The organism is Pedobacter suwonensis, assembly GCF_900111825.1.
Classification (GTDB): domain Bacteria; phylum Bacteroidota; class Bacteroidia; order Sphingobacteriales; family Sphingobacteriaceae; genus Pedobacter; species Pedobacter suwonensis.
Window position 1 is genome coordinate 196,360 of the sequence record NZ_FOJM01000005.1, and the last position, 16,365, is coordinate 212,724.

Below are 16,365 nucleotides of genomic sequence, written 5' to 3' on the forward strand. Positions count from 1 at the left end.
ATGCAAAAAACGTTTACCGATCAGATGGGGCGGGCGGTGATCATTAATTTTCCACCCAAAAGGATTGTTTCTGTGGTGCCCTCTCAAACGGAGTTGTTGTTCGATCTTGGCCTTGATACTGAAATTATCGGTTTAACCAAATTCTGTATCCATCCGATAGAAAAATTTGCGGAGCGTACCAAGGTGGGCGGTACCAAAAAGCTGAATATTGATCTGATTAAGGATTTAGAGCCAGATCTCATTATCGGCAACAAAGAAGAAAACACACAGTCCGATATCGAAGAATTAGCCGAATATTTTCCGGTATGGATGAGCGACATCTTTACTTTGGATGATGCCATGAAAACCATAGCGCAAATAGGCGAGCTGGTAAACCGGCAGCCAGAAGCCAGTTACCTCAACCATTTAATATCAGCGGGATTTAATGACCTGAAAACACTTGCGCTTCAAAATAAAATTGATAAAAAGGTGGCCTATCTTATCTGGCGGAAGCCTTATATGGCTGCGGGAAAAAATACATTTATTGATGATGTTTTGTTAAGCAATGGTATGATGAACATCATCCATCAGGATCGCTATCCCGAAATAACGCTTGAGGAACTGAAAACTTCGAACTGTGAACTGATTCTGCTTTCATCAGAACCTTATCCTTTTAGCGAAAAACACATAAAAGAAATAAATGAGGCCATTCCAAATACTAAAGTAATGTTGGTTGACGGCGAAATGTTCAGCTGGTATGGAAGCCGATTGGTTAAAGCAGTTCAATACTTTTTTGAATTCCAGAAGCAAATTATTGATCGTTAGACGCAATTTTTTATCATTTGTAGCATATCTTTAATTTGGATCGTTATCATATTATAATAAGTTGTTATTCAATAATCAATATTGGTAAAAACATAATCATATGAAAAAGATATTAGTATTAGCCTTATTTGTAGCGGCAATTTCTGGTTGCAGTTCAGTTAAAAATGGAGAAAAAACCAGTACGGTTACCGCAAGTGGAACAATAGAAAAGCCAGGGATCACTACTTTTCAATATGGTACGCATTTATTAAAAGCTGACCATAAAACTTATGCTTTGAAAAGTGGAACCATAAACCTGGATTTGTATTTAGATAAAAAGGTTACCATTAAAGGAAAAAAGGTTGCTGGTTATCCTGTCGACGGTGGTCCGGAACTGGTTGATGTAACGCTGGTAAGATTTTAATTAAATGGAATTGTAAGGTATTAAGCTGGTCTGCCTGATGCTTTCCTTGGTTTGTGTGTGTCACGCACCTTCCGGATCAATTTTTTTTAATTCATAAAAGTTTGATTATTCAATTAAGTTTCTATCTTTGCAGTCCTTAAAACATCCTATCTGCGGAAGTGGCGTAATTGGTAGCCGCACCAGACTTAGGATCTGGCGCTTCACGGCGTGGGGGTTCGAGTCCCTTCTTCCGCACCATATATAAACCGTTCTGATATCCAGGGCGGTTTTTTTGTGATCAATGGTCATGTAGTCGACGACCTATCTATAATGATAATCGATTAAAAGAGATACCCATCGACTCCGTTCACGGTGGCACCAATTTTATATTTTTTATACGTCAAGGATATGGTTCGGTTTGGTTCCGAGGAACGTTTGGTGTTTTAAAGATTAAAGGAAGTTCTGTAGCCGCTCATTTTCAAATTCCTCTCACGGGTATCTTCGTCTGCTGAAATAGATATTGAGATAGGGGCAAAGCCGTTTTATAAGTACACGGACTTGTGGAAAATGCATTCGCCGGTAAAATTTTCTCCTTAAAAATTAATGAGTTAGCATTTATTTTAAAGAATACACACTAAAATATGGGTGATACCTTTTGATTATCCAATCTTGTTTCTATCTTTGCAGTCCTTACAACATCCTAACTGCGGAAGTGGCGTAATTGGTAGCCGCACCAGACTTAGGATCTGGCGCTTCACGGCGTGGGGGTTCGAGTCCCTTCTTCCGCACAACAAGATAAAGGCCGTTCCGATGTTTACATCGGAACGGTTTTGTTTTTAAAAAACATTGATTAATAAAAATTGATGTACTGTTTCGGTTGTGTCGATATATGATTTTATCATGTCTCAATGCCCCGATCTGAAGCACATCTTAATATATCTCAGAAAAAATGAATATTACACAGGAAAAAACCGGCAACTTAAATGCTGTTGTAAAAATCAAGATCGCACCTGCTGATTACACTGGAAAAGTAGATAAAGCTATTAAAGATCAAGCTAAAAAAGCACAATTACCTGGTTTCCGTAAAGGAATGGTTCCTGCTGCCCACATTAAAAAGATGTATGGCAAAAGTATCTTAGTAGAAGAGGTAAACAACTTGTTGAATGATACCTTATCTAACTATATCGCTGAGCAAAAACTGGAAATTTTAGGTCAGCCACTCCCTAAAATGGACAATGAACGTGAATTCAAATGGGATAATACCGATGATTTCGAGTTTGATTATGAATTAGGTTTAGCTCCGGCTTTCGACGTAAATATTTCATCTAAAGATAAGTTTACCGAATACGTGATTAAAGCTGATCAGGAAACGTTAGAAAGCCGTATCAAAAATATTCGTCGTAGCTACGGCAAAATGACCAATCCTGAGGTTTCAGCTGATGGTGACGTGCTTTACGCAGAATTGACCCAGGTGGCTGAAGATGGTACCGCTGTTGAAGGTGGCATTACCAGTACAGGAAGTGTTCGTTTAGATCAAATCAAAGATGAAAATATTCTTAAATCGCTAATTGGTTTAAAGAAAGACGATGAAGTAACCATCGATATCCAAAAAGCTTTCGAAGATGCTGCTGTAATTGCAAAAGCTTTAAACATTTCAGAAGAAGAAGCTGCTGCGCTAAAAGGGGACTTTAAACTTCATGTTAAAAACGTTAACCGTTTAGAAGAGTCTGATTTAAACCAGGAGTTTTTTGATAAATTATTTGGTGAGGGTACGGTAACTGACGAAGCTGGTTTCAGGGCAAAAATCACCGAAGAAGTAGAAAGTATGTTTAAACAAGATGCTGAGCGTAAATTATCTAATGATATTTATGAAGCATTATTAGCTAAACACACATTTGAATTGCCTGATGAATTCTTACGTCGCTGGTTAAAAGCTACAAACGAAAAACTAACGGATGATGAATTAGCTGAGGGTTATGATGATTTCGCTAAAAATCTGAAATGGACGTTGATCGAAAACAAAATCATCAAAGATAATAGTATTGAAATCAAGTATGAGGATGTTGTTCAGGCAGCTAAGGCTAAATTGGATGCACAATTCAGAATGTACAGCCCAAGTCCGCTTCCTGAAGATCAGTTGGCTCAATATGCTGTTCAGTTTTTACAGGAAAAAGAAAATGCAAACCGTGTTTTCGAAGAAGTAAAAGCATTAAAAACTTTCGAACAAATTAAATCTGTTGTTACTTTAGAACAAAAAGATATTGATTACGATAAGTTTGTCGAGTTAAATAAAGCATAGTGCTTTTAGCATGGGGCATGGTGTCAATTACTACGGCATTGTCTCCGATTGCAAACCCGAATAAAAAATCTTATTTTGTTGAATGGCAAAATTTAGATTTCAAGACTTATTAATTTGGCAAAAAGCTATTTTAATAGGAAATAAATTAATTGATATTTCTGAAAGATTAGAAGAAATAAAAAAGTTTAGATTTGCAGAGCAGCTTCGAGGAGCTGCTCTTAGCGTATCCAATAATATTGCAGAAGGTTCCGGCTCCAATTCAACACCTGATTTTAAAAGGTTTTTAAATTTTGCCCACCGGTTTGTATTTGAAAATGCTAATATTCTATTGGTATTGAATTTAAGGTTGTTAGTTTCTGACAGGGATTTGGCTGAGCTGCTGGAAGATTTAGATGTTTTAGCCAGGATGATTTCCAATTTTTCGAAAAGTTTGAAATAGACCGTGCAATATTGTCAGACATTTTTATGTGGTATACTCTTTGTCTAAATAAAATATAATTAAAATATTATTGATATTTTGGTTTATATTATTCACGAAACGATGAGGAGCAAAGCGCTCTGCGCTATGCCCTCTGCTAAAAAACTCAAATAATGAACATAGACTCACAAGAATTCAGAAAATTTGCCGTTAAACATCAGGGAATTGGCGGTTTACACGTAGATAAATTTATTGCACAGGCTAATCTGAACCCTCAGAACATGACGCCTTATATTATTGAAGAACGCCAGCTGAATGTGGCCCAGATGGATGTTTTTTCAAGGTTAATGATGGATCGCATTATCTTTTTAGGCGATGCAATTTATGATCAGAATGCAAATATCATTCAGGCGCAGTTATTGTTTTTACAATCAACAGATGCCGATAGGGACATCCAGATTTACATTAACTCTCCAGGTGGCTCGGTGTATGCCGGTTTAGGTATTTACGACACTATGCAGTATATACAGCCGGACGTAGCAACAATCTGTACCGGTATGGCCGCATCAATGGGCGCTGTTTTATTGGTAGCCGGTGCCAAAGGTAAACGTGCTGCATTACCTCACTCAAGAGTAATGATCCACCAGCCGTCAGGCGGTGCACAAGGTGTGGCGTCTGATATGGAGATCAACTTAAGAGAGATGTTGAAATTGAAAAAAGAATTATACGATATTATTTCAGAGCACTCTGGCCAGACCTATGATTGGGTAGAGAAAGCTTCAGATCGCGATTACTGGATGACAGCTGATGAGGCTAAAGGATTTGGTATGGTTGATGAAGTATTATCGAGAAACGCAAAAAAAGATGGCGAAACAAAATAAAGAATCCCGTTGCTCATTCTGCCATTCTGGCAAGCATGAAACGTTGATGTTGATTGAAGGTATGGATGCATTTATCTGCGATAAATGCGTTACCCAGGCCAATCAGTTGCTTGCACAGGAATTAGGTACTAAAGGCACGAAAAATATTCAGGAGGTAATTAATTTACTAAAGCCTCTTGAAATTAAACAACATCTTGATCAGTATGTTATCGGTCAGGATGATGCAAAAAAAGTATTGTCTGTTGCGGTTTACAACCACTATAAACGCCTGAATCAAAAGGTAGATAAAGACGAGATCGAGATTGAGAAGTCGAATATCATGCTGGTGGGCGAAACAGGTACCGGAAAAACCTTACTGGCTAAAACCATTGCGAAAATTTTGCATGTGCCTTTTTGTATCTGCGATGCTACGGTTTTAACTGAAGCGGGCTATGTTGGTGAAGACGTTGAGAGTATCCTTACCCGATTGCTTCAGGCAGCAGATTACGATGTAACCGCCGCCGAACGCGGTATTGTATATATAGATGAGGTAGATAAGGTAGCGCGTAAAAGCGATAATCCTTCTATTACGCGTGATGTATCGGGCGAAGGTGTTCAACAAGCCCTACTGAAAATTTTAGAAGGTACGGTGGTAAACGTTCCGCCTCAGGGCGGACGTAAGCATCCGGATCAGAAAATGATTCCGGTAAACACCAATAATATTTTATTTATCTGTGGTGGCGCATTTGATGGTATTGAGCGTAAAATTGCCAACCGTTTACGCACCCAGGCAGTAGGTTATAAAGTAAAGAAAGATGAGATGGTATTAGATCTTAAAAATCTTTATAAGTATATTACACCTCAGGATTTAAAGTCATTTGGATTAATTCCGGAATTAATCGGCCGTATACCAGTTCTTTCTCACTTAAATCCATTGGATAAAGAATCGTTAAGAAATATTTTAACAGCGCCTAAAAATTCACTCATCAAACAGTATGTGAAGCTTTTTGCTTACGAAGATGTGAAGTTGGTTTTTGAAGATGAAGTTTTGGATTTCATTGTAGATAAAGCGATGGAATACAAATTGGGTGCACGAGGTTTAAGATCAATCTGCGAAGCGATTATGTTGGACGCGATGTTTGATACGCCGACACAGACTGACGTGAAGGAATTGCACATCAATCTCGATTACGCGATAGAAAAATTTGAAAAAGCAGACTTTAAAAAGTTGCAGGCCGCATAAAATTCAAATCCTCTCGCGAAAGCGGGAGGATTTTTTGTAATACGCTTAACGCATGGCGCAGAGCGCTAAACTAATTGTTATGAATGAAGAAAAAGATGTAAAAAAAGACGAGGAGATTGTCGAGAAATCAAAAAAAATAAAAGAAGTTGAAAGTCCGGTTAAATCAGGATTAAAATCAAAAGAGGAGATTGTTAAAAACTGGTTGCCGCGTTACACAGGCAGGCCGTTAGATCAATTTGGTGATTATATCCTGTTAACCAATTTCAGTAAATATGTAAGCATGTTTTCCGAATGGAATGATAATGCGCCGATTATGGGTTTGGACAAGCCGATGCAAAGTGTTACCGCAAATGGTATTACGATTATCAACTTTGGTATGGGAAGTCCATTAGCCGCAACCATGATGGATTTGCTAACGGCCATTAAACCTAAAGCAGTGCTTTTTCTGGGTAAATGTGGTGGATTGAAAAAGAAAAACCAGCTGGGTGATTTAATTTTACCTATTGCTGCCATTAGGGGAGAAGGTACCTCAAATGATTATCTGCCTGCAGAAGTACCTGCCTTGCCAGCTTTCGCGCTTCAGAAGGCAATTTCCACAACAATACGTGACCATGGCAGGGATTACTGGACTGGGACCTGTTATACTACCAACCGCAGGGTTTGGGAGCATGACAAGGAGTTTAAAAAGTATTTGAAAACATTGCGTGCAATGGCAGTGGATATGGAAACAGCAACGATTTTTACCACAGCCTTTGCGAATAAAATCCCAGCCGGCGCCTTGCTTCTGGTTTCTGATCAACCGATGATTCCTGAAGGCGTTAAAACTGCAGAAAGCGATAGCACCGTAACCGAAAGGTATGTGGAAACCCATTTACGTATTGGTATCGATTCATTAAAGCAATTGATCAATAATGGATTAACGGTTAAACACCTGTTATTTTAAGAGGAAGAAGCTGTCACCCTGAACTTGTTTCAGGGGCTTTAATTTCAATAGGAAAGATATTAGAACTTTCTTAACACTATCAGATCAGTATGAACTATATCCCGAAGTTTAAGCTGTGAATCCAGATAAGTAGCCATGTGTGATCAGGTCATCTGCATTATTGATGGTATAATTACATTTGTTATGCAGCAATACCACCCTGTCAGAAATATCCAAGATAGACTGGTAGTAATGATCGGTAAGAATAAAGCCTTTTTTTGCTTTTTCTTTATTGATATGCTTTTTTAATTCCTCTATCCATAATGGAGATAATTGCGAGAATGGCTCATCAAGAAGTATATATTCCGTATCGCTGTAAATCATTAACAAACATTCCATAAATCTTCGCTCTCCGCCAGATAAATTATAGAATTTTGCACTCAAATGATTGGTCACAAAGTCAATTTGCTTTAATTCAGCTTTTTGCTTTTTGCAAAAAGTATCAACAGCCTGCAAAACAGTGATCTGGTCTGGGATAAAATTATCTTGCGGTAAATACGAAAGATTCTTAGACTGGTAACCTTTATGATATACTTTATTATTGATGTTAAGGTGTTTGAAATTTGCTTTTACGCTCCCAAAAATGATTTGTAGCAAAGTGGATTTACCTGATCCGTTTCTGCCCAACAAACCGACTACTTCACCGATTTTACAGTTTAAGTAAACACTGCTTAATACTTCGCGGTCTGCAAAAAATTGATTAACACTGTCGATAGAAAGTCCCTGCATATTGATGATGCCACTAAGATTCCAATAAAAAAAAATAAATCATATAAAACCAGGTTAAGCATGATTTTTCTAAATCCTATGCCTTGATTTTTGAAAAAGTAGGCTGTGGATTGATAAAACATAAAGTATATACCTGCAGAAAATGACCAGCCGATAAGTTTGATGAATATGGCGAAAGAATAAATGCCCGGTTGCGAGAAACCATTTAAAATGAAGAATACCGCAGTTAAAAGACTAACCAGTATATTCCATAAAAAGATGGGTTTGTATATAGTTATGGATTTTTTGAGCAAAGCAATCGACATGATTTAAAGATATAAAATCATAACGATAAATTTAGTTGCGTATAATAGAAAAAGATTTGGCGGAAGTAGCATCTTTCCTATTATTGTTGACAAACCTGTTAAATAACAAAAGACCGGCATTTGCCAGTCTTTTGTTATTTCTTTGAATCTGAATTACTATCCTAAATAAGATTTTAGGATTTTGCTTCTTGAAGTATGACGTAAGCGTTGTAGCGCTTTATCTTTAATCTGGCGAACACGCTCACGTGTTAAATTAAATTTCTCGCCAATTTCCTCTAACGAAAGTGGGTGGTTAGAACCCAAACCGAAGAATAAAACGATAATTTCTCTTTCCCTTTCGGTTAAAGTAGATAAAGAACGTTTAATTTCTTCCGATAAAGATTCGTTGATCAATGAGCTATCCGTATTTGGCTCATGGTTTTCCAATACATCCAATAATGTATTTTCTTCACCTTGAACAAACGGGGCATCCATAGATACGTGACGGCCTGAATTGCTTAAAGTATCTGAGATTTTATCAACCGTAGTTTCTAAAATATCTGCCAATTCTTCCGGAGAAGGCTCACGTTCATATTCTTGCTCGAGCTTAGAAAAAGCTTTGCTGATTTTACTTAACGAACCTACCTGATTTAAAGGCAAACGTACAATACGGCTTTGCTCAGCAATAGCCTGCAAAATAGATTGACGGATCCACCAAACCGCATAAGAAATAAATTTGAAACCTTTAGTCTCATCAAAACGCTTTGCCGCTTTAATTAAACCTAAATTGCCCTCATTAATTAAATCGCCTAAAGTTAAACCCTGGTTTTGATATTGTTTTGCAACAGACACAACGAAACGCAAGTTGGTTTTGGTTAACCGCTCTAATGCAGCCTGATCGCCCTCACGAATCTTCCTTGCTAAAATTACTTCCTCTTCTGCCGTTATTAAATCTACTTTACCAATTTCGTGCAGGTATTTGTCTAACGACTGACTTTCACGGTTGGTAATGGATTGCGTTATCTTGAGTTGTCTCATTTATACGTTTTGTGTGCTCTTTTAATTATTGAAGTGTGCAAAGTTACGAAATTGTATTGCAATTTGAAAGGATAAAATGCTGAAAATGTTACCGTTTGCACACGTTTTTTCTACTTTTACTTACAACAAAAATCATTCCAATAAAGTTTTTGGTGTATTTTGGCTTTCTGATGTGTGTATAACTGTTTTTTAATAATTATTTATTGTAAATCAATAAAAATATTTTGATTAGTAATAATTTTATTTTATTCTTGTACAGTAAATTTTAAATAAATATGACCTTTCTGTTTCTACTAATGAAACAGAGAAATACAAAAAAAGGTATTCTTTACTGACTAAAGTCAACATGATTTTATGTCAGTGAGGTAAACATTATACAGAAGGCAAAAAACTGACCATTTTACACATTTTATGAACAAGCTTATAAAGATTTTTAGGTACTCCGGATTTTGTTTGATTTTTATCGCGCTCACGTCTATAGCTAATCATTTAATTGATGCTATGGATCATTATCATGCAGGAACGCTTTCGATTAATTTAGTTGAAAATAACGTCGTGCAGGAAGTAAAAACTATTGGGAAGGCCAGGTTTACCAATAGCCATATCGGTTCATACGCATTTAAACCAACGTTAAAGCAGGCTATTGTTTTATCAGGCGCAGGGATTGATGGCCTTGGTTCTCATGCTGCTTTTTATCTCATTCTGGGAAGTATAATACTTTTTATAGCTTACAAGCGGCCAGAATGGCTCGAGAACTTAACCGAAGTTAAATTGTGGCAATGGGTAGGCGCAGGTATTATTTTATTTTTTAGCCTAAAATTTGTTTCTTTTTGGGCCATGAAAGGGTATGTTGAGGATTTGACCGGTAAGGCATTTAAATACCAGCCTATAATTGCTGAAAATATAAATTTGGGCGTAATTTCGCTCATTGCTATACTTAGCGTAATTTACGAGTTGCTTTCGTATTCCAGAAGCCTTAAACAGGAAAATGATTTAACCATTTAGGTTAAATGAAAACATTTTAATTTTATTTACTCAAATGCCTATTATTATAAATTTAGATGTGATGCTCGCCCGTCGCAAAATGTCGCTTACCGAGTTGAGCGAGCGGGTGGGGATAACGATGTCTAACTTATCCATTCTTAAAACAGGCAAGGCAAAGGCCATCCGCCTGGAGACTTTGGAAGCCATTTGTGCAGTTTTAGATTGTCAGCCTGGTGATATTCTTGAATTTCGTGCTGAATAAACCTTATAGGTTTTTAAAACCTGTAAGGTTCGGTGTTACAAAGAATCAGCTGCCCTGGTTACGTAAACCTGATAGGACGGAAAGCCCGGAGCGCAGCGAGGACTTGGAGGGATAGCAGGGCTTTCGGAGCCGAAATGTACAGGACCTTGCTTTCCAAAAAAATATTGACCAACTAAGGCGACTTGGTCAATTGAAATGAAATTGACTGAGTCGAGTTTCGTTTCACCATGAACCGAAACTAAAATAGATTATTCGCATACGATACCCCTTCCTGCGGACGCACCTCTGATAGAGGGGAATAAAAAAAACCTTCCAGTTTGCACTGAAAGGTTTTAAAATATGTATTGCTTTAAGCTTTAGTTTTTTAGCTTTCGCTTATGCTTTTTCAGCCAAAACTTTGGTTACTAAATCGGCTGCTTCTTTTAAAGCAATCGCTGAATAAACCTGTAAGCCAGACTCATCAATTAATTTTTTAGCTTCTTCGGCATTTGTACCTTGTAAACGGCAGATAATAGGCACAGGGATATTTCCAATTTCTTTGTATGCATCGATAACACCCTGAGCAACACGGTCGCAACGTACAATACCACCAAAAATGTTGATCAGGATCGCTTTAACGTTAGGATCTTTCAAAATAATATTAAAAGCCGCTTTAACTGTTTGTGCATTTGCAGTTCCGCCTACGTCAAGGAAGTTAGCTGGCTCACCACCCGCCAATTTGATAATATCCATGGTAGCCATTGCCAAACCTGCACCGTTCACCATACAGCCTACGTTACCATCAAGGTTAACGAAGTTCAGGTTGCTCGCACTGGCTTCAACTTCCATTGGATCTTCCTCGGTAACATCACGCATCGCAGCATAATCAGGGTGACGGAATAAACCGTTCTCATCCAGATTCACTTTGGCATCTACCGCGATTACTTTATCATCAGAAGTTTTTAATACCGGGTTGATTTCGAACATGGAAGAATCGGTTGCTTCGTAAGCTTTGTATAAAGCAGTAACGAATTTTACCATTTCTTTAAAAGCATTACCGCTAACACCTAAGTTAAAGGCAATTTTACGTGCCTGGAAACCTTGTAAGCCAACTTTAGGATCGATTTCTTCTTTGAAGATTAAATGTGGCGTGTGCTCGGCAACTTCTTCAATATCCATACCGCCTTCGGTACTGTACATGATGATATTACGGCCTTTCGCACGATCTAACAATACAGAGATATAGAATTCTTTTGTTTCAGAAGCACCTGGATAATAAACATCCTGCGCCACTAAAACTTTGTTCACTTTTTTACCTTCTGGTCCGGTTTGAGGAGTTACCAATTGCATGCCGATGATGTCGGTAGCACGTTGTTTAACCTCTTCAAGGTTTTTGGCCAATTTAACACCACCACCTTTACCGCGGCCACCAGCGTGGATTTGCGCTTTAATTACAACCCAATCAGAGTTGTAATCGGTTTTCAGTTGCTTAGCGGCCTCAACAGCTTGTTCAGGAGTATCGGCAACTATTCCTTCTTGAACGTTAACACCGAAACTTTTTAATATTTGTTTACCCTGGTATTCGTGAATATTCATCTGTTTATATTTTTGTCTTTATCTGTCAGATGGAGCCTTTTACTATAAAGATGGTTACTTTAACAGCATCGGGTTCATTTGCTACAAAATTTGCCCAAAGCTACAATTTCACAGCTTTTAAACAAATAGAATTTGCCGATTTTTTAAGAAAATGAACGTTTTATGTTAAACGGGAAATTAGTGTTTGTCATGTACGTTGGTTTATGGTATCCGGCTGATTTGGCAGATATTCTTTATTTGCAAGTGACGGGGCAGTTTCTGATGGCGGCCGGTAGCCCTGCTTTCCGCTATAAGTCCTCACTACGTTCCGGGCTTACCGCTGCAATCAGGCTTAAAAACAATGTTTGTTAATACCAAACGCAACAAAATATATCCTCTGCATTAACCATCTTAAATCTGCCCGAACGAAACGTTAATGGCATCGGTTAACTTCCTGCAAACCGCGTTCCGAAGATCCCAACGGCCAATTCTGCCCAGACGAGGAATAAGGCTATCAATATGACAATGAGAACTATTGTTCTTAACGTGCCACTTTTCAAGTTCCTGATTACAAGTTCCAGGGCCAATCCGGTGCTGAATAATAAGGCGCCGGCTACCAGAAAATCGGATAAATCCCACTTTACTTCAGTTGTAAATTGCATGGCGATCAGCGGAATGCTTAAAATTAATATTACAACGCCAAATATAATGGCGATACGTGTTGATGGTGACTTAAATCCTGACTGTAGATTTTTCATAATTTCTAAGGTTTTAATATACGATTAATTAATTTTTAATTCCCCCGATGCGTTTGCATCAGGGGAAAAATTTCCAACTAAGGTTGGAGAGGTGGAGCGGTTAATTATAAGTGGATCTCTGTTAATAATTTAGGCGGTACCAGTTCTTTTCTATTTTGAAATTATCCCCTTTGACTCTTAATCTGATATAATTTTCTATGCGTTTAATTTCGTCTGGATCATTGGTGTAAACAAATGCTGAATAGTGATCTAAAAAACCACGATTAATAAAAAATGTTACCGTTAATTGGTTTTTGGCACCTAGTTGTATTACGATATCGTTTCCTCCATTGGATATCAGTGAATACTTGAATTTTTCAAGGTAAAAGGTTGATTTGTCAGGATTATACTTTAAATTTCCATTTTTAAGTTTTGCGATGATTTCTTTCCGCTGATTTTTTCTAAGGTGCCAATCTATTTTTTCAATGTAAGCTTCACTAAAGAGTGAAGTTGCACCTATCGTTATACTGAAAACTAGTGCTATAACATGAAATTTAGTTGTTCTCCCTCTTTTTGCAGCAATTTGATGGAGTAATAACGCTGAGAGAAAGAATCCCGCCAAGATATATGGCCCTAGGAGAAAAAGAGCTCCAAGCCCCCATGTATAAAAGTATATAAATGGTCCCTGAAGGATTGCCAGGATAATAACTGATAAAGCCAAGACATTCTTTAACATATTTTAATTCTTTTGATCGACCCCAAAATATTTCGCTGTATTCCAATCCTGCAAATTCCATGATAACCAGCTTTCCTGATGATAACGCTCTTTAAAATAACCGATTCGTTGATCCAGTTTTCTCATTAAAGCTTCTTGTGGCTGGTCTACTTTGGCAATTTCCGAATCGTTATTGGTTGAGGGATGTATTTTTGACCGGTTTTTATCTAAAATAGGCAAGGTCTTTTCTGATAAAGAAGTGAGGTAGTAAGGATCGATAGAAACGGTGTCGACGTGATTGAGGTTGTATTTTACAATTAAAACATCCCAATTGATAAAGGTAAAGGTCAATAGCAGGGCAAACCATACATTTCCGTTTACTTTGAAGAGATAGAATATGGTTTTCTGTTTAGCTACTTTAAAATAAACCGTTGCCAAACCAATAATGCAAAGGGTGGCGAATACTAAAACACCGATTCTTTTATGGGTTAAACCATGAAATTCGATGTAGTAACCATCACGGATGAATACGGATATGATCAGGATAAAATTCTGGACCATCCAGGCATAGGCCAATGCCCTTAACGTTTTACTTTTTGGGTAAAAATTTAAATTTCCCCTGAAATAGTATAAGATTACTGCCATGGCCATTACAATGCTAAAGATCAATGAATTTGTGCCCTGGTGCAGTTCACCTGAGAAATTACCCGTAGGTTCGTAGCCAAACCAAAGTGTGGTAATGTCAATGGTATTTAGCATTAGCAAGAGCAGGTTAAGCGCAGCGAATGAAATGACACCAACGATATACTCTGTTTTTAATGCCATTTTCCGTGTTAACAGGTTGCCTGTAAATGTTTTTGCGATATTATACCATATTGTTTTCTGTCCCAGGCTTCTTCTGATCCGGTGCAATTGTTCTTTACCTTTCAGCTCTGTTTTTTCAAGGCTTTTATCAAAAAATGCCAGTAGTAAACCTCCTGTTAAAACCAATCCAAAACATAAATGCATAATGCGTTCAAAACTCAGGTCTTTAAAAAAGAAGTGTAGTAATTGATCTAAAAAGTCGCCAATGTGATTTAAGATGTTTTCTGCATAATGTGCAAAAACATTATTTGCAGCTGCATAAAGGCATGAAAATAGGATTACAATGATAACCGGTACGAAGATATATTTAATCAGAGTGAAAAAGGGCTTAAGGCTTACATTGCCCATACTGATTTGGCTGAGTTGTTTTATGGCATTAAATGGCACGGTGACCATCTGAAGAATGGCTGCTAAAAAAGCAGTAAAAATGGTCCTGATTTGTTGTTGATGACCAAAGCCAATAAATAGCAATAAACTGATGTAATAAGTCACCACGGATAAATCAGAATTGTTAATAACCACTAATATCGCTGCCAGCAGGTGTGCCAAGCCGTAAATTTTTAGTTTGGTGCTTTTAATCACATCCGGATTAATAAAAGTGATTGCCAGCAGATATATACTGTAAATAAGCAGATTGAGCGCAAGTCGTTCTTTCCAAAAAAGAAAAGTAAACAGCAGGCCGCCCAGTAGGGTAGAGAGGAGTAATAAGTTGGATTTTGTTTTCATTTTGTTTAAGGTTTATAAATTGAAATGGCTTAGGATGAAAATGTACAGGAGTACTAAAGGAATATTTAATAGCATGCAGATGACCGTAACTATGGAGTTTCTCCAATAGGACTTATTAAAAATAAGCTCTACTAAAATTATCGCTAGCACGAAGACGTTTGAAATCGCAGCTCCAATTGTAAAAACAGCCCCTGCTATCATTAAAAAAAGAGAGTTTGATATTAAATAGGTTACAAATATCAATGTTCCAACAAGCGCAGAATAGTAAGCTATTTTTTTGCCTAAGTAATTCATTTGAGATTCAGGTATTTCTTCCATTATAATGTTTTAAAAGTGCTTTGAAATTCAAAGTTAAAGTTCAAAAAAAACAGCTTACAGCTTCCTGATCATTTTTTCAAGTGCATCTAAATGCGCTTTAAAAGCTTGCCTGCCCAATTCGGTGATGGAGTAGGTGGTACTCGTTTTACGCCCAATAAAACCTTTGTGTACCTTGATAAATTCAGCTTGTTCTAATGTGTTCAGGTGTGAAGCCAAATTTCCATCCGTTAATTCCAGCATTTGTTTTAGGTCATTAAAGCCAATTTCATTATTTACCACCAGCATAGACATAACGCCCAGCCTGATCCGGCTATCGAATATTTTGTTTAAATCTGCTATCGGGTTTTTCATCGTTACTGACCTCGCTCATATTTAAAATACATTAAAAGACCATAAACAATGTGTAGTATGCCGAAGCCCAAAGCCCAGAAAATTAATCCATAACCCAAATAAAACATACAGATCAATCCTAATATCACCTCGCAAAAGCCTAAATAACGGATATCACTGTAGGTAAACTTACTGGCGTTAATCAAGGCTAAACCATAAAAAATGAGGCAGCTCGGCGCGATAATGCTATAGGTATTTGGGTGGTTAATTAATAAAGCGATGATAAATAATCCTCCGGTAAACAAAGGAATAAATAAGTTGATTAAAAGTGATTTAGAGGTTTTATCCCAGATTGGGAGATTGTTTTTCTGACTTTTTCTGTAGGTAAATAAAACACCGCCAGCCAAAGCAATTACCAAAACAAAGAGCCCTAGTTTGATCAGGTTAAATTCGAGATCCATTTCCCCATCCACGCCATAACCATAACCTCTTTTATTAATGAATTTGTTGATTTCATCATTTGCAAAATAAGCACCAATTAACGCTATCGCACCTGCGAAAACACCTGATAGACCACTCAAAGAAATAAATCTTGATGACCTGTCCATCATATTTCTGATATCTTTTAAGGTACTTAGTTGTTCTTCAGGGCTGTTCATTTTTAAAAGTGCTTTGTTTTTCAAAGTTAGATTGAATATTGAGATTTGCAAATCTTTTTTGGTTTTTTCTTTTGTGGCCGATTGCACAGGTTATTGGATTACGCAGGTTTTAAAAATGCTAATTTTGCTATGCTTCCAGTCTTTGTGCTTTGGTCTTTACTCTTTAACCTTTTTTAT

17 protein-coding genes and 2 tRNA genes are annotated in these 16,365 nt (G+C 37.3%); 11 read left to right on the plus strand and 8 right to left on the minus strand.

The genetic code is table 11. The features are described 5' to 3' along the window. The 9 genes from BM107_RS08255 to BM107_RS08295 all read left to right on the plus strand — a co-directional run bounded on the left by BM107_RS08255 (position 1) and on the right by BM107_RS08295 (position 6,949). The gene (locus tag BM107_RS08255; RefSeq protein ID WP_090982142.1) at positions 1-804 is read left to right on the plus strand and encodes a helical backbone metal receptor; all 804 of its coding nucleotides are present in this window, start codon (positions 1-3) and stop codon (positions 802-804) included. 100 nt (positions 805-904) lie between these two features. Beyond that, positions 905-1,207: a lipoprotein gene (locus tag BM107_RS08260; RefSeq protein ID WP_090982144.1), complete on the plus strand. Its 303-nt coding sequence runs from the start codon at positions 905-907 to the stop codon at positions 1,205-1,207. A 152-nt stretch (positions 1,208-1,359) separates the two neighbouring features. Next, positions 1,360-1,444: transfer RNA gene (locus tag BM107_RS08265), tRNA-Leu, on the plus strand. A 448-nt stretch (positions 1,445-1,892) separates the two neighbouring features. Beyond that, a tRNA-Leu gene (locus BM107_RS08270) sits at positions 1,893-1,974 on the plus strand. Positions 1,975-2,135: 161 nt separating this feature from the next. Further along, on the plus strand, positions 2,136-3,485 hold the full coding sequence (gene tig, locus BM107_RS08275; protein ID WP_090982146.1) for a trigger factor: 1,350 nt from the start codon (positions 2,136-2,138) through the stop codon (positions 3,483-3,485). An 82-nt stretch (positions 3,486-3,567) separates the two neighbouring features. Further along, positions 3,568-3,924 carry a four helix bundle protein gene (locus BM107_RS08280; RefSeq protein WP_090982149.1) on the plus strand — a complete coding sequence of 119 codons (357 nt, stop codon included), beginning with the start codon at positions 3,568-3,570 and terminating at the stop codon, positions 3,922-3,924. 152 nt (positions 3,925-4,076) lie between these two features. Continuing rightward, positions 4,077-4,784, plus strand: a complete 708-nt coding sequence (clpP, locus tag BM107_RS08285; RefSeq protein WP_090982152.1) for an ATP-dependent Clp endopeptidase proteolytic subunit ClpP — start codon at positions 4,077-4,079, stop codon at positions 4,782-4,784. Further along, entirely contained in the window at positions 4,768-6,006 is a 1,239-nt protein-coding gene (clpX, locus tag BM107_RS08290) for an ATP-dependent Clp protease ATP-binding subunit ClpX (protein ID WP_090982154.1), read from the plus strand. Before clpP ends, clpX begins: the two co-directional genes overlap by 17 nt. Before the next feature lie 79 nt (positions 6,007-6,085). Further along, a complete protein-coding gene (locus tag BM107_RS08295) occupies positions 6,086-6,949 on the plus strand; it encodes an AMP nucleosidase (RefSeq protein ID WP_186462428.1) in 864 nt (287 codons plus the stop codon). Between the two features lie 108 nt (positions 6,950-7,057). Here the strand turns inward: BM107_RS08295 and BM107_RS08300 are convergent, their stop codons facing one another. Together BM107_RS08300 and BM107_RS08305 are read right to left on the minus strand one after the other, a co-directional pair. Continuing rightward, positions 7,058-7,717 carry an ATP-binding cassette domain-containing protein gene (locus BM107_RS08300; protein ID WP_090982156.1) on the minus strand — a complete coding sequence of 220 codons (660 nt, stop codon included), beginning with the start codon at positions 7,715-7,717 and terminating at the stop codon, positions 7,058-7,060. 461 nt (positions 7,718-8,178) lie between these two features. Then, on the minus strand, positions 8,179-9,039 hold the full coding sequence (locus BM107_RS08305) for a sigma-70 family RNA polymerase sigma factor (protein ID WP_010601359.1): 861 nt from the start codon (positions 9,037-9,039) through the stop codon (positions 8,179-8,181). Positions 9,040-9,540: 501 nt separating this feature from the next. Between BM107_RS08305 and BM107_RS08310 the strand changes: the two genes are divergently transcribed. Both BM107_RS08310 and BM107_RS08315 read left to right on the plus strand, forming a co-directional pair. Then, positions 9,541-10,044 carry a hypothetical protein gene (locus tag BM107_RS08310; RefSeq protein WP_090982158.1) on the plus strand — a complete coding sequence of 168 codons (504 nt, stop codon included), beginning with the start codon at positions 9,541-9,543 and terminating at the stop codon, positions 10,042-10,044. A 34-nt stretch (positions 10,045-10,078) separates the two neighbouring features. Continuing rightward, on the plus strand, positions 10,079-10,285 hold the full coding sequence (locus BM107_RS08315) for a helix-turn-helix domain-containing protein (RefSeq protein ID WP_090982160.1): 207 nt from the start codon (positions 10,079-10,081) through the stop codon (positions 10,283-10,285). Between the two features lie 375 nt (positions 10,286-10,660). Here the strand turns inward: BM107_RS08315 and sucC are convergent, their stop codons facing one another. The 6 genes from sucC to BM107_RS08355 form a co-directional block, all read right to left on the minus strand. Then, the gene (gene sucC, locus BM107_RS08320) at positions 10,661-11,860 is read right to left on the minus strand and encodes an ADP-forming succinate--CoA ligase subunit beta (protein WP_090982162.1); all 1,200 of its coding nucleotides are present in this window, start codon (positions 11,858-11,860) and stop codon (positions 10,661-10,663) included. A gap of 425 nt (positions 11,861-12,285) precedes the next feature. Further along, entirely contained in the window at positions 12,286-12,597 is a 312-nt protein-coding gene (locus tag BM107_RS08330) for a hypothetical protein (protein ID WP_090982166.1), read from the minus strand. A 121-nt stretch (positions 12,598-12,718) separates the two neighbouring features. Then, positions 12,719-13,312, minus strand: coding sequence for a hypothetical protein (locus BM107_RS08335; protein WP_090982168.1), 594 nt, complete (start codon positions 13,310-13,312; stop codon positions 12,719-12,721). Positions 13,313-13,315: 3 nt separating this feature from the next. Continuing rightward, positions 13,316-14,881 carry a DUF4153 domain-containing protein gene (locus BM107_RS08340; protein ID WP_090982170.1) on the minus strand — a complete coding sequence of 522 codons (1,566 nt, stop codon included), beginning with the start codon at positions 14,879-14,881 and terminating at the stop codon, positions 13,316-13,318. Between the two features lie 372 nt (positions 14,882-15,253). Next, positions 15,254-15,550 carry a winged helix-turn-helix domain-containing protein gene (locus tag BM107_RS08350; protein WP_090982174.1) on the minus strand — a complete coding sequence of 99 codons (297 nt, stop codon included), beginning with the start codon at positions 15,548-15,550 and terminating at the stop codon, positions 15,254-15,256. A gap of 2 nt (positions 15,551-15,552) precedes the next feature. Continuing rightward, positions 15,553-16,212 carry a hypothetical protein gene (locus BM107_RS08355; RefSeq protein WP_244278766.1) on the minus strand — a complete coding sequence of 220 codons (660 nt, stop codon included), beginning with the start codon at positions 16,210-16,212 and terminating at the stop codon, positions 15,553-15,555. Between the last annotated feature and the right edge of the window lie 153 nt (positions 16,213-16,365).